The sequence below is a fragment of the Pseudomonas gingeri genome, assembly GCF_013385425.1.
In the GTDB taxonomy this organism is placed as follows: domain Bacteria; phylum Pseudomonadota; class Gammaproteobacteria; order Pseudomonadales; family Pseudomonadaceae; genus Aquipseudomonas; species Aquipseudomonas gingeri_D.
Window position 1 is genome coordinate 20008 of sequence record NZ_JACAQA010000007.1, and the last position, 20401, is coordinate 40408.

The 20401-nt window shown below is 61.7% G+C and carries 19 protein-coding genes; 6 read left to right on the forward strand and 13 right to left on the reverse strand.

Going from position 1 to position 20401, the window contains the following annotated elements:
- Nucleotide 1 precedes the first annotated feature (1 nt).
- A complete protein-coding gene (locus tag HX830_RS12530; protein ID WP_177100449.1) occupies nucleotides 2-3190 on the reverse strand; it encodes an efflux RND transporter permease subunit in 3189 nt (1062 codons plus the stop codon).
- 350 nt (nucleotides 3191-3540) lie between these two features.
- Between HX830_RS12530 and HX830_RS12535 the strand changes: the two genes are divergently transcribed.
- Nucleotides 3541-3954 carry a MarR family winged helix-turn-helix transcriptional regulator gene (locus HX830_RS12535; protein WP_371317491.1) on the forward strand — a complete coding sequence of 138 codons (414 nt, stop codon included), beginning with the start codon at nucleotides 3541-3543 and terminating at the stop codon, nucleotides 3952-3954.
- 9 nt (nucleotides 3955-3963) lie between these two features.
- Here the strand turns inward: HX830_RS12535 and HX830_RS12540 are convergent, their stop codons facing one another.
- Entirely contained in the window at nucleotides 3964-4941 is a 978-nt protein-coding gene (locus tag HX830_RS12540; RefSeq protein WP_177100451.1) for a LysR substrate-binding domain-containing protein, read from the reverse strand.
- Between the two features lie 180 nt (nucleotides 4942-5121).
- On the opposite strand from HX830_RS12540, the gene HX830_RS12545 reads away from it, so the two are divergent.
- Entirely contained in the window at nucleotides 5122-6654 is a 1533-nt protein-coding gene (locus HX830_RS12545) for an MFS transporter (protein WP_177100453.1), read from the forward strand.
- A 14-nt stretch (nucleotides 6655-6668) separates the two neighbouring features.
- Here HX830_RS12545 and HX830_RS12550 read toward each other — a convergent pair whose 3' ends face one another.
- Nucleotides 6669-7301, reverse strand: coding sequence for a TetR family transcriptional regulator (locus HX830_RS12550; RefSeq protein ID WP_177100455.1), 633 nt, complete (start codon nucleotides 7299-7301; stop codon nucleotides 6669-6671).
- An 81-nt stretch (nucleotides 7302-7382) separates the two neighbouring features.
- Between HX830_RS12550 and HX830_RS12555 the strand changes: the two genes are divergently transcribed.
- The 3 genes from HX830_RS12555 to HX830_RS12565 all read left to right on the forward strand — a co-directional run bounded on the left by HX830_RS12555 (nucleotide 7383) and on the right by HX830_RS12565 (nucleotide 9912).
- Entirely contained in the window at nucleotides 7383-8045 is a 663-nt protein-coding gene (locus HX830_RS12555; RefSeq protein WP_177100457.1) for an O-methyltransferase, read from the forward strand.
- Between the two features lie 136 nt (nucleotides 8046-8181).
- Nucleotides 8182-9249: an NAD(P)-dependent alcohol dehydrogenase gene (locus HX830_RS12560; RefSeq protein WP_177100459.1), complete on the forward strand. Its 1068-nt coding sequence runs from the start codon at nucleotides 8182-8184 to the stop codon at nucleotides 9247-9249.
- A 213-nt stretch (nucleotides 9250-9462) separates the two neighbouring features.
- On the forward strand, nucleotides 9463-9912 hold the full coding sequence (locus tag HX830_RS12565) for a hypothetical protein (protein ID WP_152738669.1): 450 nt from the start codon (nucleotides 9463-9465) through the stop codon (nucleotides 9910-9912).
- Between the two features lie 338 nt (nucleotides 9913-10250).
- Here the strand turns inward: HX830_RS12565 and HX830_RS12570 are convergent, their stop codons facing one another.
- From HX830_RS12570 to HX830_RS12590, 6 genes are all read right to left on the reverse strand, one after another.
- Nucleotides 10251-10580, reverse strand: a complete 330-nt coding sequence (locus tag HX830_RS12570) for a DHCW motif cupin fold protein (RefSeq protein WP_177100461.1) — start codon at nucleotides 10578-10580, stop codon at nucleotides 10251-10253.
- Nucleotides 10581-10714: 134 nt separating this feature from the next.
- Nucleotides 10715-10876 carry a hypothetical protein gene (locus tag HX830_RS31890; protein WP_218171277.1) on the reverse strand — a complete coding sequence of 54 codons (162 nt, stop codon included), beginning with the start codon at nucleotides 10874-10876 and terminating at the stop codon, nucleotides 10715-10717.
- 104 nt (nucleotides 10877-10980) lie between these two features.
- A complete protein-coding gene (locus tag HX830_RS12575) occupies nucleotides 10981-13350 on the reverse strand; it encodes a hypothetical protein (protein WP_177100463.1) in 2370 nt (789 codons plus the stop codon).
- 49 nt (nucleotides 13351-13399) lie between these two features.
- Nucleotides 13400-14149, reverse strand: coding sequence for an ABC transporter permease (locus HX830_RS12580; protein ID WP_152738662.1), 750 nt, complete (start codon nucleotides 14147-14149; stop codon nucleotides 13400-13402).
- An 8-nt stretch (nucleotides 14150-14157) separates the two neighbouring features.
- Nucleotides 14158-15159 carry an ABC transporter substrate-binding protein gene (locus HX830_RS12585; RefSeq protein ID WP_152738659.1) on the reverse strand — a complete coding sequence of 334 codons (1002 nt, stop codon included), beginning with the start codon at nucleotides 15157-15159 and terminating at the stop codon, nucleotides 14158-14160.
- Nucleotides 15156-16004 carry an ABC transporter ATP-binding protein gene (locus HX830_RS12590; RefSeq protein WP_152738656.1) on the reverse strand — a complete coding sequence of 283 codons (849 nt, stop codon included), beginning with the start codon at nucleotides 16002-16004 and terminating at the stop codon, nucleotides 15156-15158. The genes HX830_RS12585 and HX830_RS12590 overlap by 4 nt, the downstream gene beginning before the upstream one ends.
- Before the next feature lie 141 nt (nucleotides 16005-16145).
- Between HX830_RS12590 and HX830_RS12595 the strand changes: the two genes are divergently transcribed.
- The gene (locus tag HX830_RS12595) at nucleotides 16146-16889 is read left to right on the forward strand and encodes a GntR family transcriptional regulator (protein WP_103498111.1); all 744 of its coding nucleotides are present in this window, start codon (nucleotides 16146-16148) and stop codon (nucleotides 16887-16889) included.
- A 99-nt stretch (nucleotides 16890-16988) separates the two neighbouring features.
- On the opposite strand, the gene HX830_RS12600 is transcribed toward HX830_RS12595, so the two are convergent.
- The 4 genes from HX830_RS12600 to HX830_RS12615 are packed head-to-tail and all read right to left on the reverse strand — an operon-like array spanning nucleotide 16989 to nucleotide 20354.
- The gene (locus HX830_RS12600) at nucleotides 16989-17660 is read right to left on the reverse strand and encodes a methionine ABC transporter permease (RefSeq protein ID WP_103498112.1); all 672 of its coding nucleotides are present in this window, start codon (nucleotides 17658-17660) and stop codon (nucleotides 16989-16991) included.
- A complete protein-coding gene (locus tag HX830_RS12605) occupies nucleotides 17657-18475 on the reverse strand; it encodes a methionine ABC transporter ATP-binding protein (RefSeq protein ID WP_103498113.1) in 819 nt (272 codons plus the stop codon). Before HX830_RS12605 ends, HX830_RS12600 begins: the two co-directional genes overlap by 4 nt.
- Complete coding sequence (locus tag HX830_RS12610) at nucleotides 18472-19287, reverse strand: MetQ/NlpA family ABC transporter substrate-binding protein (protein ID WP_177100466.1); 816 nt, start codon at nucleotides 19285-19287, stop codon at nucleotides 18472-18474. The genes HX830_RS12605 and HX830_RS12610 overlap by 4 nt, the downstream gene beginning before the upstream one ends.
- A gap of 29 nt (nucleotides 19288-19316) precedes the next feature.
- Nucleotides 19317-20354 (reverse strand): isopenicillin N synthase family dioxygenase, encoded by a 1038-nt coding sequence (locus HX830_RS12615; protein ID WP_177100468.1) that lies wholly within the window; start codon nucleotides 20352-20354, stop codon nucleotides 19317-19319.
- Nucleotides 20355-20401 lie beyond the last annotated feature (47 nt).

The window sequence follows — 20401 nt, forward strand, 5'->3', positions numbered from 1 at the left end:
GTCAGACCCCTTGAGCAGCAATGGCAGGTGATGCGGCGCGCGCATCGCGCCCATGGACAAGACTGAAAATCAGTGGAACCAGGAACAGCGTGGCGATGGTGGCGAAGCCCAGGCCGCCGATCACGGCGCGGCCCAACGGTGCGTTCTGCTCACCGCCCTCCCCCAGGCCCAGGGCCATCGGCGCCATGCCGATAATCATCGCGATGGCGGTCATCAGCACCGGGCGCAGGCGGGTAAAACCGGCTTCCAGGGCGGCCTTGAGCGGATCGCCGTGTTCGGCCAGGCGTTCGCGGCAGAAACTCACCACCAGGATGGCGTTGGCCGTGGCCACGCCCATGCACATGATCGCCCCCGTCAGGGCCGGCACCGACAGCGGCGTGTGGGTCACGAAGAGCATCCAGACAATCCCGGCCAGGGCCGCCGGCAAGGCAGTGATGATCACGAACGGATCGCTCCAGGACTGGAAGTTGACCACGATCAGCAGATAGATCAGCACCACCGCGCCGAGCAAGCCGAACAGCAGGCCGTTGAAGGCCGAGTTCATGGTCTGCACCTGGCCCTGCAACTGTACTTTCGAACCGGTGGGGATGTCGCTGGCATGGGCCGCGATGATCTTCTGGATATCCGCGGACACCCCGCCCAGGTCACGGCCCTGGATCGAGGTCAGGATCTCCACCACCGACTGGATATCCGACTGGGTCACCACCGAGTTGCTATGGCTGCGCTCGATCGACGCCAGGGCGCCGAGGGTCTGGTCCGCGGCGGCGCTGGCATTACCCGTCAACGGCAGGTTATGCAGGGCTGCCAGGCTGTCGAGGCTGTATTGCGGTGTCTGCAGGACGATCGGGTAGGACACGCCGTTGGCCGTGTTGAGCCAGAACGTCGGCGCCACCTGGCTGGAACCGGCGAGGTTGACCACCAGGCTATTGGTGACGTCACGCTCGGTCAGGCCGACCAGTTGCGCCCGGGTCCGGTCGACATCGATCTTGAAGGTCGGCAGTTGCTGCGACTGTTGAAGACGCGCATCCACCACGCCGGGGACCCGGCGGATATCACGCAGCAGGCTACTGGCGTAGGTGAAGTTGGCCGCCAGGTTGTTACCGCTGATCTGCAGGTCGATCGGCGCCGAAGAGCCGAAGTTGAGGATCTGCCCGACAATGTCCGAGGCCGGGAACGAGAACACCGCATTTGGGAACTCACGGGGCAGGGTCTCGCGCAGTTCCTTTATGTACTCGGCGGTTGGTCGATGTCCCTCTTTCAGGCTGATCTGGATATCGCTGTCCTGGGAGCCCACGGTCCCGGTGTTGTTGTAGGCGGTGTTGATACCGCTGATGGGCAAGCCGATATTGTCCACCAGCGCGGCCAGTTGCTCGGGCTCGATTATCGTGCGGACCGACTTCTCGATCTCGGCAATCAGCTGCGCGGAGCTCTCCACCCGTGTGCCCACCGGAGCGCGCACGTGCAGCAGGATCTGCCCGGAGTCGACCTCGGGGAAAAAGTTGCGCCCCAGGAACGGCACCAGGGCGAACGAGGCCACAACAAAGGCCAGCATCGCCACCACGACCGTACGCCGATGCTGCAAGGCACCTTCCAGGGCCCCGTGGTAATACCCGCGAAAGGTCTCGAAAGCCGCCTCGAAGCCGCGCTGGAACTTCACCAGCGGATTGTTCGACGGCGCTACATGGGGCTTCCCGTCATCCCCATGTACATGGGGTTTGAGCAGGTAGTTGGCGAGGGTCGGAACCAGGGTCCGCGAGAGAATGAACGAGGCGATCATGGCGAAGATCACCGCTTCGGCCATCGGCACGAACAGGAAACGCGCAACCCCGTCGAGGAAGAACATCGGTACGAACACGATACAGATACACAGTAGCGAGACAAACGCCGGCGTGACGATCTGCGCGGCGCCATCGAGTATCGCCGTCTCCACCGGCTTGCCGTGCTCCAGGTGCCAGTTGATGTTCTCGATGGTCACCGTGGCATCGTCCACCAGGATCCCCACCGCCAGCGCGAGCCCGCCCAAGGTCATGATGTTGAGGGTCTCGCCGAGCATCGACAGGGTGGCAATCGAGGACAGGATCGCCAGCGGAATCGACACGGCGATAATCACCGTCGAACGCCAGCTGCCGAGGAACAGCAGGATCATCAGGCTGGTCAGTGCCGCGGCAATGATCCCTTCGCGAGCTACACCGCTGATCGCCGCACGGACGAACAGCGACTGGTCGCCGATCAGGTCGATATTCAGGTTCGGCGGCAAGGCCGCCTTGGACTCGGCCAGCTTGTCCTTGATCCCGGCGATCACCCCCAGGGTCGAGGCCGAACCGGTCTTGAGCACCGGGATCAACACCGAGCGGTTGCCGTTTACGTGGACGATATTGGTCTGCGGCGGGTTGCCGTCGCGCACCGTCGCCACGTCACGAATCAATACCGTGGTACCGTCTGCGGTCTTGATCGGCAGGTTTTCCAGGTCGCGGAAGTCCGAAGGCGCGTTGTTCAGTTGCAGCATATATTCGTAGCTGCCGATCTTTTGCGTGCCCACCGGAGTGATCACGTTCTGCGTCGCCAGGGCGGTGGCGACGTCCTGGGCCGAAAGCCCGCGGGCCTGCATCCGCGCTGAATCGAGGTCGATCTGCACCTGGCGGGTCTTGCCGCCGAACGGATAAGGCACGGCGGCACCGGCCACCGAAGTGAGCAACAGGCGCACGGTATTGAGCCCCAGGTCGCCGAGCTTCTGTTCGCTGAGCCCGTTACCCGATAACGCCAGTTGCACGATAGGGACCGTCGAGGCGCTGTAATTGAGAATCAAGGGCGGCACGGTGCCGGGTGGCAGGTTGCGCAGGATCGCCTGGGACACCGAGGTCAGTTGCGCGTTCGCGGTGCTGATATTGACCCCCGGCTGGAAGTACACCTTGACGATGCCGAAACCGTTCAGCGACTGCGCCTCGATATGGCGGATGTCGTTGACCGTGGTGGTCAGGACCCGCTCGAAGGGCGAGGTGATACGGCCGGCCATCTGATCCGGTGGCAACCCGGTGTACTGCCAGATCACGGCAATCACGGGGATGCGGATTTCCGGAAAGATATCGGTCGGCGTACGCCAGGCGGCCAGCGGCCCGACGATCAGGATGAAGATAGCCAACACCAGGAAGGTGTAGGGGCGCCGTAATGCAATGCGCACAAGGCTCAGCATAGGTGTGATCCAGACAGGGGATTGAACACGGAAGAAGGTACGTGATGCAGGCGAGAGGGACGCTGGCCGTAGCGCCCTGCTTCTGCCCTGTCGCCTTTTCCACCCGGGCAAATTGCCCTGACATCCAGGTCATAAAGAGGTATATGCCACGATATAGATCTTAGAGGCATACGCAAGTATATTTCTTGTCAGATAGGCCGTTTTCGACCATGACCTGAAAAAACCTTGTTCTCGAGGCGGTCACAGGCATAATTACTGGCTCGACCTTTGCATTAGAGAGTGATCAGTCCTTGAAATGTGCGCCACCCAGTCTTGACAGCCCCCAGACCAGCAGTTGCGCGAACGGTGCTGTGCGCCGTGCGTCCCGGCGCCTGGGACAAATCTATGACGAAGCGTTCGCAGCCTGCGGCCTGAAAGCTACCCAGTATTCCCTGCTGTCGCATATCGCCCGCGCCGACCGGCCGAAAATGCGTGACCTGGCCCAGTCCCTGGTGATGGACCTTTCTGCACTCGGCCATACCCTCAAGCCGCTGGTGCGCGACGGGTTGGTGGTGTTGCAGGTGGACGAGCTCGACCGGCGCAGCCGGCGCGTGCTGCTGACCGAGGAAGGCCTGCGCAAATACGAAGAAGCCCGGCAGATCTCCCAGCGGATGTCGTGCCGTTTCGAGCAGGCGTTCGGTGCGGAGGAATCCCTGCAACTGCGCAAGACCCTGGACTTTATCGCCTCGGATGACTTCGCCCGCTCATTGCTCGGCAATGACTGAGGTACGGGATCAGCGCTCAGCTCCATCGCGAGCCAGCGGACTCTCGCTCCTGCGGGCATAGAGACACTCCTGCGCGAGAGTCGCGCGCAGTTGCACCGCCTCCTGCTCCAGCCGCTCGCACATGAAATCCACGAACACGCGAATCTTGCGCGACAGCTGACGGCTCGAAGGCCAGACGATGCTCATGCTGTCCGGAGGGATCAGATAGCCATGCAGCAGGCAGCGCAGCGAGCCGTCGGCCAGGGCCTCGCGGGCCAGGAAATCCGGGATGACGCCCAGACCAAAGCCCTTGAGCAGTGCCGCAAGCACCATTTCCATATTGTTGCTGATCATCACCGTGCGGGTCCGTGGCTCCCGCGCGCCCTCCTCGCGCAATAACGGAAAGTCCAGCAGCTTGCCATTCTTGAAGTAGCGAAAACGCACCGCCAGGTGATCGTCCAGTTCAGCCGGGGTCTGCGGCGTGCCATGGCGTTCCAGATAAGCCGGCGCGGCGCACAGCACTGGTTGCACGCCCGGCAACGGTCGGCTCATCAGCCGCGAGTCCGGCAGTTCGCCGCTGCGAATAGCGATGTCCACGCCTTCCTCGATCACATCCACCAGTTTGTCGCTGAAGTCGAGGTCCAGTTCGATATCGGGATATAGCGCCATGAACGCCGTCAGTACCGACTGGAACAGATGATAGCTGGCCGCCGGCATGCTGATGCGCAAGCGCCCACGGGGGATTTCCGTGGACTGCGACAAGGTCGCCTGGGCATCGTCGAGGTCATCGAGGATGCGCCGGCAACGCTCCTGGAACACCCGGCCCTCGTCGGTCAGGCTGAGGCTGCGGGTCGAGCGTTGAAACAGCCGCACGCCCAACTGCTGTTCAAGCCGGGTCACGCCCTTGCCGACGGCCGAAGCCGACAGCCCCAACGCCCTGCCCGCCGCGACGAAACTGCCCAGTTCGGCCGTGCGGATAAAGGCCATCAAGCCACTCAGTCGATCCACCTGCCGCCTCCTATTCGATCCTTTTATTCCGATATGAGCGGAATTTTTACCGCTTTTTGCCAGATTACCCGCTCATTAAAATCCTTGCATGTTCCGACAGCCCGGACAAACCAGCAAATCGCGGCCGTCGTCTCGCTTACCCAGGGCAGATACACCCGCCCGCTACAAGGATCTCTCAAGATGCCCACTCCACTCTTGCTTCAACAGAGGCTGATACTGCTGGCCGTCTGCATCACGGCCATCACCATGCCCTTCAACTTCACCGCGGCGGCCGTGGCCCTGCCCGCCATCAGCCGCACCTTCGGCGGCTCGCCGATGGAACTGAACTGGGTCACCAACGCCTTTATGCTGACCTTCGGCAGTTGCCTGATGCTGGCCGGCGCGCTGGCTGACAACTATGGCCGCAAGAAAGTCTTTATCGGCGGCGTCAGCGCTTTTGCCCTGCTCGCCGCGGCCTTACCCTTCGCCCCTGACCTGGCACTGTTCGACGTCCTGCGCGCAGCCCAGGGACTGGCCGCCGCGGCCGCCTTCTCCAGTGGCATGGCCGCCCTGGCCCAAGTCTTCGAAGGCCCGGGACGCATCCGGGCGTTCAGTTTCGTCGGAACCAGCTTCGGTATCGGCCTGGCCTTCGGTCCCGTGGCCGCCGGCGTGATGATCGAGGCGTTCGGCTGGCAGGTGATCTTCCTGCTGATCACCGTGCTGGCGGCGATTTCACTGATCCTGGCCACGCGCTATATGAACGAGTCGCGCAACCCCGAGGCGGCCGGCATCGATTGGCCCGGTGCGATCACCTTCACCTGGGCGCTGGGGATCTTCACCTTTGCCATCCTCAAGGCGCCGGAAAGCGGTTGGGCCGATCCGCTGGTGCTCGGGTTGTTCGCCGTCGCGCTGCTGTCCTTCGCCGCCTTCGTCATCATCGAACAGCGGGTCGCCCAGCCGATGCTCGACCTGACACTGTTCCGCTTCCCGCGCTTCGTCGGCGTGCAGTTGCTGGCGGCCGCACCGGCCTATTCCTTTGTGGTGCTGCTGATCCTGCTGCCGATCCGTTTCGTCGGCATCGAAGGCATGAGCGAGATCGCCGCCGGCTGGTTGCTGGTGGCGTTGTCGGCACCACTGTTGGTATTGCCGATTGTCGCCGGCTACCTGACCCGCTGGTTGTCGCCCTCGACCTTGTGCGGCAGTGGCTTGCTGGTGTGTGCCGCCGGGCTGTTCTGGCTGGGCCATGTACCGGTGGGCAGCAGTACCACCGCGCTGGCCTGGCCCATGTTCGTCATCGGTGTCGGCATCAGCCTGCCCTGGGGCTTGATGGATGGCATGGCGGTCAGCGTGGTGCCCAAGGAGCGCGCCGGCATGGCCACCGGTATTTTCAGCACCACCCGGGTGGCCGGTGAAGGGGTGGCCATTGCCGTCGTCATGGCGCTGCTGTCGGCCTTCACCGCCAGCCACCTCGGCGGCACGGCGACACCCGATATCGTTGGCGCCGCACAGCATCTGGCCACCGGCGATCTTGCCGGCGCCATGCAATTGCTGCCCGCCGCCGGACGCGCGGCATTGGCCGAGGGCTACAGTGCCGCGTTCAGCACCTTGCTGTGGGTACTGACGGCTATCACCGTGCTGACGGCCGCCGTGGTGTTTCTGTTTCTCGACCGGAGCTCGGTCGAGAATAACAGCGATACCGAACGGGATGACCAGGTGCTGGATCAGGCGGCCTGATCCGACGAGGGCTGTCAACAGTGTCCGAGGCCCCGCAGGTAGGCGCAAAACATGTCGGCCATGGCATCCGCATAGGTTTCGATCTGCGCCGGAGTCCGTGGGCTTTCCGAAAACTGCTTGCCCACCGAACTGAGTGTCACTTTGATCAGATCGCCGGCCACGGCCCGGGTCGCGTCCGAGGCCTCGGGCAGTACCTCGCGCATGAACACTTCGACAGCCTGTTTGCCCGCCGCCCTTACCTCCTGCGCCTCGGGTGCATCGCGATAAAACGGCGCGGCGTCATCCAGTGCCACGCGCACCTCGGCCTCATCGCATTCGGAGCGGATAAAGACGTGAACCAGCAGACGCAACCGTTCCAGCGGCGGATTACGGGTGTCTTCAAGGATGCCGCGCAGCATCTCGCTGGTCTCGCGCCACTCATCGCTTTGCAGGCGGAAGAGGATCGCGGCTTTGTTCGGGAAGTATTGATACACCGAACCGACACTGACCCCGGCCCGCTCAGCCACCCGCGTAGTGGTAAAGCGGCGCATGCCCTCCTTCGCCAAAACCTGAATAGCCGCTTGCAGAATCGAATCGACCAGATCATTGGATCGAGCCTGCTTGGGCTGTTTACGTGAGGAAATCCGCGTACTTGGGCGATCGGTCATGGGCAAGGCTCGCAATGCGAATAGAAAACATGAAGGTTTATTCGCATTATAAACCCTCACCGACCCCACTTGGAAAATCCCATGAAAACCCTGACCCAAGCCCCCCTCGCGCCCCTGCTCGACCGCCTGTTCGCCGAGGCCGATGAAACCTGGCCAACCCTCGTCGCCGCCGGCAATATCTCGGAAGAAGAGCGCGTGCGCCTGATGCGCAGCAAGACCGACTACCTCGAGTTCTATACCCGCCTGAAGGATTTTCCCCTGGCGGTCTCGCGAGAGACCGGGACACTCCTGTATATGCTGGCGCGCAGTTGCACGGCACGGACCATTGTCGAATTCGGCACCTCGTTCGGCCTCTCGACCCTGCACCTCGCCGCCGCCCTGCGGGACAATGGCGGCGGCCGCTTGATCACCAGCGAATTCGAGCCATCCAAGGTGCTACGGGCACGGAACAACCTGGCGCTCGGCGGGCTGCTCGACCTGGTGGATATCCGCGAGGGCGATGCCTTGCAAACCCTCAGTGTCGACCTTCCGGAAAGCATCGACCTGGTCCTGCTCGACGGTGCCAAGGCGCTCTACCCCGAGATCCTCGGCCTGCTGCAGAGCCGCCTGCGGCCTGGCGCGCTTATCATCGCCGACAATGCCGACCATAGCCCCGAGTACCTGGCACGGGTGCGCAATCCTGCCGAGGGTTACCTGTCCACGCCGTTCGCCGAAGACGTCGAACTGTCCATGTGGCAGGGCTGAGCCAATCGGGGGGGGGCTTGCGGAAACGGATAGACCGGCTTGTCTTCCTGTCTCAGGATCGTCATCCGCCTGAACGATTCAGTGGCTATGCTGGTCAAGTTATTTCCTGCCCCATGAAACCCAAGGTGACGACGCCATGACCAAGACGTATAGCTACGCGGCCCAAAATCCCAAGGATTCACTCAAGCCTTTCACCTTCGAACGTCGCGCTCCCGGCGCCGATGATGTGCAGATCGAGATCCTCTACTGCGGCGTCTGCCACTCCGACCTGCACACCGCGCGCAATGAATGGCACAACACCTTGTACCCGTCGGTACCGGGGCATGAAATTGTCGGCCGGGTTACCGCGATCGGTGCCAATGTCAGCAAATTCAAGGTCGGCGACCTGGCCGGTGTCGGCTGCATGGTCGACAGCTGCCAGCACTGTGCATCCTGCGTCGAAGGTGAAGAGCAATATTGCGAGAGCGGCTTCACCGGCACCTACAACGGCCCGGTGTTCGGCGGTGAAAACACCTATGGCGGTTATTCGGACAATATCGTCGTCAAGGAAAAGTTCGTCCTGCGCATTTCCCACGGTGAAGCCAATCTGGCAGCCGTCGCGCCGCTGCTGTGTGCCGGCATCACCACCTATTCGCCGCTGCACCATTGGAAAGTCGGTCCTGGCAAAAAAGTCGGGGTGGTCGGTCTCGGCGGCCTGGGGCACATGGCGGTGAAAATCGCCCATGCCATGGGCGCGCATGTGGTGCTGTTCACCACCTCGCCGAACAAGCGCGAAGACGGCCTGCGCCTGGGCGCCGATGAAGTCGTGGTGTCGAAGAACCCGGATGAAATGGCCGCGTTCGCCAACACCCTGGACTTCATCCTCAACACCGTGGCCGCGCCCCACGACCTGGACGCCTTCCTCGCCCTGCTCAGGCGCGACGGCACCATGACCCTGGTCGGCGCCCCCGACAGTCCGCACCCTTCGCCTTCGGTGTTCAACCTGATCTTCAAGCGCCGCAGCCTCGCCGGTTCCCTGATCGGCGGCATCCAGGAAACCCAGGACATGCTGGACTTCTGCGCCAGGCACGGGCTGGTCTCGGATATCGAGATGATCGATATCCAGGACATCAACGAAGCCTATGGCCGCATGCTCAAGGGCGACGTCAAATACCGTTTCGTGATTGACATCAAGAGCCTGAAGAAAGAAGCCAACGCGGCCTGATCGAGCCCTTCCTCCCGGCACCGCGATGACAGCGCCGGGCGCGCTGTCATCGCCGGCTTCCGAAGCCGACTATCCACTCCTGAACCTGGTGAGGTACTGTAGGACCACGACGCGTGATCCATCGGTGGCTGCAAGAGCGAAAGCGAATGCCGGTGGCTAAGCAAGACAGGGTTGAACCGAAAGGCAAATCCCTAAATTCAAGATGAGATCAGAATGTTCAAGAAAGCTGTTTTTTGCCTGTCCCTCCTGGCAACTGCAAGTTCCGCCTACGCCAACGACGCCATTGCCTACAAAGACGAGTTCGAGAACCAATACAGTCAGTGCATTGAAAACAAGTTGGCCTCGGATTGCTGGAGCAAGGCTTTTTCCGGACACTTTGACAAGTGGCAAACCAAGGAGAAGGATCTCATCTCCAAAAGCCAGAACACACTTTCCGCCTGGCTCGGGAAACATGAAATATACAAAATACACTTGACCCCCAAAGAGACCAAAGGTGAAGTGTTTGAAAACAGAGCCTATCTGATCGAACGCGATGACGGGCAATTAATCGGTATTCATATCGGTTTCAGGCAGGTGCAAGGCCAGTGGTACGTGTCTGAACTCCTGGTCAATGCCGACGACGCCTTTATCAGATCCATACTGGATATGCCCAAGATAAAATAAGGCGGAAAAACAGGCCCCGTATGACGTGCAGCATGGGCAATCCGCACTGCACCTTCTTTCGCCGTGGCCTTCTGGACGATACCGTCGAGGTGGAATGTGACGGTGGAACGGTGCATGGTCCTGACCGGATCGGTTGAACCGATTTGCTCCGGAACCATTGCGAGCCATTTTCTGCAGGCCCAGGTCCCTCTACTGATCATAGGGGCAAACACAATACCTGTGGGAGCAACTGTCTTGAGCGTTTTTTTGAAAGTCATTTCAACGGACGGTCAAGCTCCCCCAGTTCCAGGCCATGCAATTTCTTAAGGAAATAACCGCAGCCATATTAGACGACGTGCTCAGTCCACAATAAACAACTTGGCCCCGTTGGTAGTGGATGAACGATGCCCCTCGTTATTGTTGCCGACCTGATAGCTCATCCCCGCAGCCAGTGTAAACCGACGGCCATCTTCCAGCTCCGTGTCCAACTCACCCTCCAGGCACAGCAGGATATGCCCTCTCCAGCACCAGTGGTCGGCCAGGTATCCGGGACTGTACTCGACCATCCGCACACGGGTAGCGCCAAACTGACAGGTCCGCCAATAGGCGGTGCCTGTCTGGCCCGGATGGGCGACGGGCTCGATAGTCGACCAATCAGTCGTACCGAAGGGGATAGCAGTCAGGTCCATGGAGCCGTTCCTTGCCGAGAAGAGCCTCAAACTCTATCAAGCCACCAGGGCGCCAGATAGATACAGATGAACAGGATCGCAGGCATACGCACCTCGAATACTGACGAGACACGAAACCTGTAAAGGCTCATTCATCATCCCTTCTGGCGACTTTCCGTCCGCGCCCTTTTAGCCGCCACAAAAGCGACGATCTCTTCAACCTCCCGGGGTGTCAGGGTTCTCTTCAAGTACAACTGCGCAACCTCGCACATCCGCTGGACCTCCAGGGCTTCATCGTTATCCGGTGTATTGGCCATCATCCGCTCCTGAGTCCAGCATCCTCGCGATGCCCAAACAGATACCCTGTTTCAACCCAAGGCGCCAGCCCTGGATGGTTGGCGCCCTGCGCTTCCTGGCCGGCCTACACCGTCAAAAACAACGCCGAAGTCCAGACCCTCGACTGATCCCGCTGCCGCGCACAGATAAACAACGGATGCTCACGCCCCGCCTCCAACCGCAACGCCGCCAGCTCGATCCGCCCTTGCACCTCTCGCGGCAACAACGCGTCGGTTGTCCGCTCCAGGGACACCTTCAACTCCGCCCCCGGCAGTTCCTCGATTACCTGCCCCTGGGCCAGCAGTTGCTCACCGGACAACTCCATCAGCACCGTCGGCGCATGCACATAAGGTTGTGGCTCGGAGGGGTCGCCGACCTTGATGTAATTATCGATACGGCTGTGAATCTGCAAGGTCGCCCCCGCCAGTTGCGACAGATCGATCTCGATGCTGTCGGTATCACCATTGGTATCGGTGCGAAACGCCAGTGTCGTTGCATCCTTGCGCCACACGGTCTGTTCGGGATGATCGAGACCCAATGCGCGGAAGCCCTTGATCACCGCGCCAGTGACCCGGATCTCACCCGTCCAGTAGGCACCGCGATAACGGTCCTTGATCCGTGCACCACCCAACCGCAGGCGAATGCCGTGCCCCGAGAAACCCAGTTCCTCATGCAGGTTGCGCGACCAGACCCGCTGCTCGCCGTCGAACAACTCGACCTGCTCCCAACCCGCCTCCCCCAGCAAGCGATAATCCAGGCTCGCATCCGCCCGTGCAGTGAACACCTCACCCATAAAGTGCGCACCCTGGCGCAGGCTGGCGAACGAGCGCTCGCCGGTGGTGGCAAAGGTACGACGGGCACGCAATGCCTTGCCGACGCTGTCACGGTCAAAACTGTCGGCGACCACCCCGGTCAGCCCGCCACGGGAACCGAACACCGCCGTGGCCGGCACACCGCCGCCGCAACGGCCCTGGTGTTCATCGCTGTTGGCGGCAGCCCCCACCCGATATCCACGTTGCAAGGCTTCGGCGTAGACCCAATGGAACTGCCCCCACGCCGAGCCCACTTCAATCAGACGTTCCAGCTCCGGATGATGCCAATCCAGGTTGCAACGACGCCCACCCACGTGCGGCATCATCAGATGGCCTTCGGGGTCCTTGGCATAGGCGGCATACAGCTCGTCCACCGGCCAGGCACCGGGCTTGATGGTCCCGGCAGTAAACTCGTTCCATTCGAAGGAACGAACCAATCGCCCCTGGTTGTCGAAAGGAAACTCCGGCTTTCGACCGTGCAGGAACACCACATTGCGGTCACCGCCGGCGCAGGAATTGCCGCACCATTCGGTCCCGGGATAGCAGACAAAGCGACCCGGCTCATTGAGCTCGTGGATCAACTTGACCGCCTGGTCCCAGCGCTGCTCGGTGATATTGAAGTCGTTGGCGGTATAACCGAGCACATCGAGCCCGGCGACGTCACGGCCATAACTGAGATTGTACAAGGTGTCATTGGTGCCCACGGTGTCGTCGGAATGCACATGCAGGTCCGCATAGAGCGGACGCAATGCCGTACCCGCCGGGTCGACCGTCACAAAGGCCCGGGCCCCGCGCACAAACGCCCCCTGCACCTCCGCTGACAAGCGCCACTCGCCTACCGCGCCGAACTTCAACCCCTCAAGCCGGGCAATCGCCCAACCCTCGGCCGCCAGGCGGAACGGCTGTTGCCGCTGTTCGCCTTCAGGACCGGTCAGGGTCAATAGCCCTTCCAGTGGCAGCTGGCGACAGGTATTGCCCCAGGCATCGTCGACCCGCAGCAGCACGTCGAACGCTTCACCCGCGCTGACCAGCCGCGGCACGATCAGTTGCACGCTTTGCGCCGGTCCCGGGACGATATCCAGCAACGGATCACCCGGCACTTCGGCAAACTTCGAGCTGCCCAGCGGGTCGATAAACAAGCGGAAACGGAAGTCCTTCTCGACGAAACTCTGCACCCGCGTACCCGCGCCGCCCTGGCGTCGGTCACCAAGGCGGATGACGATACGGTCGCCAGGATTGAGGTATCCGTCGACGATATCGATGATCACGGCTTTCTGGAACGGCCGCTCATGGCCCTTCTGGTCAAAGCGCACCTTGAGGTGCTGCACCGTGGCCTGGCTCTGCCCCGGCACCAATTCACCGGCCTGATATTCGGCACTGACGTAGTTGGGACCGGCCGGGTTCGAGGTCTGGAACAACGCCCAGTCGGAGTAGAACTTGAACGCCAGCTTCAACCAGGCACCGTCCGCCAAGCCGCTGCCACCGACCTCGTAGACCAGGGTGATCTCGTCCCATTGGCCGGCCACCAGGGTCTGCCGATCACAGCTGATCGCCCCCAGGAAGGGGCGTTGCTTGTTGCGTTCATACAGGCCTTGCGGGGCAATGTAGTGCCCGGCTTCGCGGGGATCGAACTGGTTACTCACATGACACCTCGTATGGGTTCAGCGAAGGTTTGAAAGGGGCACCGGCGACTTATTGCTCGCGCCATTGCTGGTAATGACGCTCGATGCGCCGGAACACAAAACTCTCCATCAGCCAGGCGGTCAGCCCGATCAGGACAATGCCCAGCAGCACCTGGCTGCTGTTGCCGATCTGGCCACCGGTGGAGACCATCCAGCCGATGCCCCGGGAGGCGCCGATCATTTCCGCCGCCACCAGCGCCCGCCAACCCTGGCTGAAGCCGATGCGCAGGGCCGCCGTGACAAACGGCAGCGAGGCCGGCAGGTAGACATGGGCCAGCAACTGCCAGGGGCTGGCCCCCAGCGTGCGGGCCGCGCGAACTTCCCCGCCGCGAATGCCCTGCACGCCCTCCTGGATCGTCACCGCCATGGGGAACACCGCGGCGATAAAGATCACCAGCACGATGGACACATAACCCAGGCCGAAGATGATCATGATCAGCGGCGCCCAGGCGATCGGCGGGATGGCCATGAACAGGCTGTTGAGTGGTGCGATAAAGTCACGCAAGCGCGAAGACAACCCACCCGCCGCCCCCAGCAGTACGGCGACAATCACCGCCGCGCAGAACCCGCCGAGCTCTTCCAGGACACTGGCTTGCAGGTGCTGCCAGAGCGAGCCGTCGCCCAACCAACGCAGGGCCTCGCGGGCGACGTCCCAGGGTTGCGGCAAAATGTAGGTGGGAAAACGACTGGCCAGGGCCACCCAGATCAACAGCAGGAACGGCAGCGAGGCCCATCCCCAATTCGGTTTTGGCAAGGACATGGGCAGACTCAGCGCGAAGCTTTTTCCAGGTAGGAGGTGTCGACGATCTGCTCGGTCTTGAGCGTGGTGTCGATAAAACCCAGGTCATGGGAGTAGTTCATCAGGCGCTGGATAAACTGGATGTCCGTGGCCTCCAGGTCCGCCGACCACCCCAGCCGGGTACGGGCCTGGGCAACGATGGTTTCCGGGGCGATGGTCTTGCCGTCCGGCCCTTGCACCGCTTCAAGCTTGAATGCCTCGGCGATGATCCGGTTCGACTCGTCAGGATGTTCGTTGAGAAAGGCAATGGCCTTGCGATGCGCGCGCAGCAGTTTGACCACGTCGTCCGGGCGTTCCTGCAAGGTTTTCGGCAGCGCGATCACCACGTACCAGGGGTACTGGGGCAAGGCCTGGTTGACATCGAACAGGACCCGGCTCGAACCCCGCAGCAAGGATTGGCTGACAAAGGGTTCCCAGGAGAACGCCGCATCGACAATGCCACGCTCCAGGGCCGCGTTCATATTGCCGGGGGGCATGTCGATAATATCGAGATCATGGTCAGGGTTGAGCCCGGCTTTTTCCTTGAGCACATAGCCGCGCAGCAGCACGTCCATGCCGCTGCCCTTCTTCACCCCGGCAAGTTTTTTACCCTTGAGCTCGGCCAGGGCGTTGATCGGGCTTTTGCTGTCGACGATCACCGCCGCCTGGCCGTAATTGACCTTGGCCAGGATCCGGCTCTGCAAGCCTCGGGAAAACCACTGGTACACCGGTGGCGTACCGACATAGGCCACGTCCAGCTCACCGGCCGCCAGCGCTTGCTGGATCACCGGACCATCACCCAGCGCCCGGAGATCCACGTTCAGGCCTTCGTCACGGTAGTACCCCTCCTTGTCCGCGATCAATGCCGGGGCGTTGGCCATGGCGAAGACATACCCCACCCGTAGCGGCTTGGCTTCCCCAGCGACGGCCAATGAACTGCCGGCCATGGCGGCAACCGACAATGAAAGGGCAAGCAGCGTACGTTTGATCATTGGATCGACTCGAGTTCAAGGCAGGGAGAGGGAGAGGAAACACGGGCCTCGGACAGCGCCATGACCTGGGAAATACGCTCCATCAGTTCATTGCGGTAATCGAGGAAAGCCGGCAGGCGGCGGGTTTTCAGATTGGAGCGTGGCCGTGGCAGCTGGATCTTCAGTTCGCTGTGAATACCGCCCGGGGCAATATTGAGGACGATGACCCGGTCCGCCAGGAACACCGCTTCGTCGATGTCATGGGTAATGAACAATACGGTCTGGCCCAGTTCGGCCCAGATGCGCAGGGTTTCTTCATTCATGTGGTTACGGCTGATGGCATCCAGTGCGGCGAACGGCTCATCCATCAGCAAGACCTCCGGCTCCAGCGCCAGGGTACGAGCCAGCGAGACCCGTTGCTGCATCCCGCCGGAAAGCTGATGGGGCAAACGTTGCGCGGCCTGCTCCAAGCCGACGAGGCGCAGGTACTGCATGGCCTGTTCGCGCTGCTGCGACTCGCTGCTATCAGCGGCCATGCGCAAGCCGAAACGGACATTTTCCAGGGCTGTCAGCCAGGGAAACAACTGCGGCGACTGAAACACATAACCCAACTCCGAACGCTCCGGACTCACCGTGGCCTGGTTCAAACGGATCTGCCCCGCCTGCGGTCGGACAAACCCCGACAACAGGTTCAGCAAGGTGGTCTTGCCACAGCCGGACGGCCCGAGAATTGCGACAAACTCACCGGGGGCGGCACTGAGACTGAAGGAGGAAAACACCCGATGACCATTGGGGTAGCTGAAGCTGATCTGCTCGACGCTCAATGCATCGGCTGGCTGCGGCGCACGAAGGAGGTTTTCTGGCATGGCAAGTGTCGTCAGGTCGTCTACAATGGGAATACCTGACATAATACGTATTAATACAAGTCATCCCAATAACCGATTTTTATAACCTTAGAAGTGAAGGCTCCGCCGGGCGCCAGGCTTCTCAGATCACGGAACCCCGCAGTGTCCACGCCCATTCTTCGTGACAGCACCACCTCGCTCTACGAACAGATAGCCCATCAGTTGCTGGAGGAGATTCAGCGCGGCGCCTACGAACCCAGTGGCAAGCTGCCCTCGGAGGCCGAGTTGGGCCAGCGCTTTGCGGTGAGCCGGGTGACCATCCGCCTGGCCGTGGGCAAGCTCAGCGACGACGGCGTGGTGGAACGCAAGCAAGGCAAAGGCACCTTCGTCGCGGCCAAGCAGGTTCGCCATGGTCTCGATGCCTTGCGCAGTTTTCATGAGGCGCTGTTGTTGCAAGGCCTCAAGCCGAGCATGCGGGTCCTCGATCATCAGTTGCAGCCGGTGCCCGAGGCGCTGCACGCCCTGTTTGCGGAGACCGACCAGTGCCTGCTGCTGGAGCGCCTGCACTTTGTCGACGACGACCCCATCGCCCTGGGCCGCAGCCATCTGCCGGCCGAACTGGCGAATGTAGTGTGGACGGCTGTCGAGAACCGCCCGATCTATTCGATCCTGGAATCGATCACCGGCGCCCCGGTCACCCGCGCCGATATGGCGATTCGCGCCCAGGAAGCCGACAAGCACCTGGCCAATACCCTGAATGTGAAACGTGGCGCGGCGCTGCTGGTGATGGAGCGCACCTCGTATTTTGCCGATGGCCGCTGCTGTGACCGGACCACCTTTTTTATCCGTCCGGAGCGCTATGCGTTTGTCCTCAGCGGTGTATTCAAATCCAGCCCCGCTTCTTGAAAGCAGAGCCTGGCAATCGACTTCGGTCTCCCCACTCTGCCCTCTCGGACCACCAGGATGCAGTCGCCGATCTCAAGGAATCAGGACTGAGCAAGCGGCTCAGCGCCGATGCGCCAGGGAACGTACCAATCGGTCACCCAGGCTTTGCACGCCCTGCACCAGAATCACCAACACGATCACCGTGGCGACCATCACCTGGTTGTTGAAGCGCTGATAACCATAACGAATCGCCAGATCCCCCAAACCGCCACCGCCGATGACCCCGGCCATGGATGAAAAGCCGATCAGCATCACCAGCGTCAGGGTGATCCCCGCCAGCAAGGCCGGCAGGGCTTCGGGCAACAGTACTTTGAAAATCACATGGCGAATGTCACCGCCCATGGACAGGATCGCTTCGATCCGTCCCTTGTCGACGTCATCCATGGCGTTCTCGACGATACGGGCAAAAAACGGAAAGGCACCGATGGTAATCGGCACCACGGCGGCGGTGCTGCCCAGGGTGGTGCCGACAATCAGCCGGGTCAGTGGAATCAAGGCGATCAACATCACCACGAACGGCAGCGAGCGGCCGAGGTTGACCAGCGCGCTGAGGCTGCTGTTCAAGCGAGGCATGGGGTACAGGCCACGGCGGCGGCTGACAAACAGCAGGACGCCGAGCGGCAAGCCGATCAGCAAGGTGAACAATCCCGCCAACAGCACCATATAAAGCGTTTCGCCCGTGGCATTGAGCAGCAGTTGGAAAATCTCGTTCCAGTCGACGGTTCGATTCATGACGGCTCAGCCCTGCCCCCGCGCTGCTTGAGAAAATCCACCACCTTGGCCAGTTTCAGCGCTGGGACGGCCCTCTTGAACGGCAGGTTGTAGCTCGACAGCAAGGAGCGATCGCGAGACGAATCCCGCTCGGCCGGTAATCTTTCCAGCGGCCCGGACTCCAGCAGCCGCCCCTGATCCAGCACAGCCGCGTGATCGCAGATCGACTTGATCACGTCCAGCTCATGGGTGATCAGCACAATGGTCAGCCCCAACCGGCGATTGATATCGCGCAACAGCTCAAGAATCGATGCCGTGGTTTCCGGGTCGAGGGCGCTGGTGGCTTCATCCGAGAGCAGATAGGCCGGCCGCGCAGCCAGGGCCCGGGCGATGCCTACCCGCTGTTTCTGCCCGCCGGACAGTTGCGAAGGAAACGCCTCGGCCTTGCCCCCCAGGCCGACCAGATCCAGCAGCTCGCGCACCCGCGCCTGGCGAGCGGCCTTGGGGAGACCGGCGATCTCCAGCGGCACGGCGATATTGTCGAAGACATTGCGCGAATGCAGCAGGTTGAATCCCTGGAAGATCATGCCGATGCGCTGGCGCTGTTGGCGCAATGCCTGGTCGGACAGCAGCGTCAGGTCCTGGCCGTCGATCACCACGCGTCCACTGCTGGGACGCTCGAGCAGATTGAGACAACGCAGCAAGGTCGACTTGCCGGCACCGCTACGCCCGACAATCCCGTAGATCGCACCGTCCGGAATGCTCAGGGACACCTGGTCGAGGACCGGCGCCTGTCCTTCGCCGTAGCTTTTGCTCAACTGCTCGACGCTGATCATGGCTGGCGGTCCGCGACCGTCACCGGAATCACAGAGCCCGAGTAAGTGTCGGTGATGAACTCCGCCACCTGGGCTGAGTTGAGGTCCTTGGCCAGCTGTTTGATCCGAGGGTCAGCCTGCAGTTTCGGAGTGGTCACCAGGATATTCGCGTAGGGATTGTTCGCCGCCTTTTCCAGGCCCAGGGCATCCTTGGCCGGGGACAGTCCGGCCTCCAGCGCGTAGTTGCCGTTGATCACCACCAGGTCGACATCATCCAGGGCGCGGGGCAACTGCGGCGACTCGATCTCGAGGATCTTCAACTGTTTCGGGTTCTCGGCAATGTCCTTGGGCGTTGCCTGGTCAATGGCCGGATCATTGAAGCCGGGCTTGAGCTTGATCAGGCCATTGTCTTGCAGCAGGTACAGCGCGCGGCTGAGGTTGGTGACATTGTTGGGCAGCGCGACGGTACCTTTTTGCGGCACCTGGTCAAAACTTTTGTGCCGGTGCGAATAGATCCCCAGCGGCTCGATATGCACGGTCGCCGCCACCACGAACTTCTGCCCCAGGGCCTGCTCCTGGGACTTGAGGTACGGCAGGTGCTGGAAGTAGTTGGCGTCGACATCGCCATGGGCCAGCAGCTCATTGGAGTTCACACCGCTGGGAATCTCGATGATCTTGAGGTTCAACTGCGGGTCGATTTTCTGCACATACGCGAGGATCTGTGCGTGGGGCACCGGGTCCGCCGCCACCCGCAGCGGCTCGGCCGCCAGGGCGCCGAACGAAGAGAACAGGCCCGCCCAGACCGCCAGGGTCAATCCGGTTTTTTTCAACATGCTGATAGTCCTTGATCAAATGATGGGGGTCAGGCGCTCAGCGCCTTGGGGAGCAGTGCATCGGCGTAGAAGCGTTGGGCAACATCGGGGTGGGAACGCAGGCGGCCCTTGAGGTAGTTCCAGCCGACATCGCGTAACAGTGGATTGGCTGGATCGCTGGCCGGCCCCCGCGCTTCGCGCAACAGCGCCGTCGGCAAGGGATACAGCGGCACCACCGCATCCAGTTGCGCGCCGAGGAAAAAGGCAATCGACAGGCGCTCGCTGCCCAGTGGCGGAGACTGCACCCGGTGTACCGTGGCCCGCAGATAACCGTTGGTGGCCAGTTCGAGCAATTCGCCGATATTCACCACCAGGGTATTGTCCCGGGGCAACGCATCAATCCAGCGGCCCTCCTCGACCTCCACTTGCAGACCCGCCTGCTGGTCCTGCAAGAGGAAACTGAGGAAGCCGGAATCCTTGTGGGCACCCACGCCCTGGCGGCTTTCGCCTGGTGCGCGGCCGGGGTAGCGGATCAGCTTGATATGTTCATTGGGCCTGTCGCCATACAGCGGGTCGAAAGCCTGTTCGTGCAATGACAGGGCCTGGGCGAAAGCCCGCAGCAGGCGCAGCGACATGGCGGTCATCGCCTGCTGCCATTCCAGCAGCAACGGCTTGAGTCGCGGCAACTCGACAGGCCACAGGTTCGGGCCTTGCAGGCGTGCCCAACGGGGGGTGTTTTCATCCAGCGCCAGGGCTTCACGCTCGGCACCGACATCGAACTGTTCGCGCAGGTCCGGCTGGCCCCGGGTGATCTCCGAAGCCGCGCGGTTGTACCCGCGAAAGTGTGGCGAATGGATCATGCCGACCGCGTTTTTCGCCGCCTCGGGCAAGGCGAAGAGCTCCCGGGCGTGGACCTGGACCTGCTGCAACAGCGCGCTGTCGATGCCATGTCCGGTCAGGTAAAAGAAGCCCACGTCCCGCGCGGCATGGCGCAGTGCATCGAGAAAGCCCTGACGCTGCTCGCAACTGCCCTCGAGCAAGGACAGGTCCAGCAAAGGCAGCGCGGTGATGTCCAGCGAGTTCGGCATGGTTCACTCCCCTGTGATTTGAAAAGGTATTCATCCCGCAATCAGTC

What these genes read in the sequence shown, in the direction of transcription:
- HX830_RS12530 (WP_177100449.1), bottom strand. Translation starts at nt 3,190, where the DNA reads ATGCTGAGCCTTGTGCGCATTGCATTACGGCGCCCCTACACCTTCCTG.
- HX830_RS12545 (WP_177100453.1), top strand. Translation starts at nt 5,122, where the DNA reads ATGCCCACTCCACTCTTGCTTCAACAGAGGCTGATACTGCTGGCCGTC.
- HX830_RS12550 (WP_177100455.1), bottom strand. Translation starts at nt 7,301, where the DNA reads ATGACCGATCGCCCAAGTACGCGGATTTCCTCACGTAAACAGCCCAAG.
- HX830_RS12555 (WP_177100457.1), top strand. Translation starts at nt 7,383, where the DNA reads ATGAAAACCCTGACCCAAGCCCCCCTCGCGCCCCTGCTCGACCGCCTG.
- HX830_RS12560 (WP_177100459.1), top strand. Translation starts at nt 8,182, where the DNA reads ATGACCAAGACGTATAGCTACGCGGCCCAAAATCCCAAGGATTCACTC.
- HX830_RS12565 (WP_152738669.1), top strand. Translation starts at nt 9,463, where the DNA reads ATGTTCAAGAAAGCTGTTTTTTGCCTGTCCCTCCTGGCAACTGCAAGT.
- HX830_RS12570 (WP_177100461.1), bottom strand. Translation starts at nt 10,580, where the DNA reads ATGGACCTGACTGCTATCCCCTTCGGTACGACTGATTGGTCGACTATC.
- HX830_RS31890 (WP_218171277.1), bottom strand. Translation starts at nt 10,876, where the DNA reads ATGGCCAATACACCGGATAACGATGAAGCCCTGGAGGTCCAGCGGATG.
- HX830_RS12580 (WP_152738662.1), bottom strand. Translation starts at nt 14,149, where the DNA reads ATGTCCTTGCCAAAACCGAATTGGGGATGGGCCTCGCTGCCGTTCCTG.
- HX830_RS12585 (WP_152738659.1), bottom strand. Translation starts at nt 15,159, where the DNA reads ATGATCAAACGTACGCTGCTTGCCCTTTCATTGTCGGTTGCCGCCATG.
- HX830_RS12590 (WP_152738656.1), bottom strand. Translation starts at nt 16,004, where the DNA reads ATGCCAGAAAACCTCCTTCGTGCGCCGCAGCCAGCCGATGCATTGAGC.
- HX830_RS12600 (WP_103498112.1), bottom strand. Translation starts at nt 17,660, where the DNA reads ATGAATCGAACCGTCGACTGGAACGAGATTTTCCAACTGCTGCTCAAT.
- HX830_RS12605 (WP_103498113.1), bottom strand. Translation starts at nt 18,475, where the DNA reads ATGATCAGCGTCGAGCAGTTGAGCAAAAGCTACGGCGAAGGACAGGCG.
- HX830_RS12610 (WP_177100466.1), bottom strand. Translation starts at nt 19,287, where the DNA reads ATGTTGAAAAAAACCGGATTGACCCTGGCGGTCTGGGCGGGCCTGTTC.
- HX830_RS12615 (WP_177100468.1), bottom strand. Translation starts at nt 20,354, where the DNA reads ATGCCGAACTCGCTGGACATCACCGCGCTGCCTTTGCTGGACCTGTCC.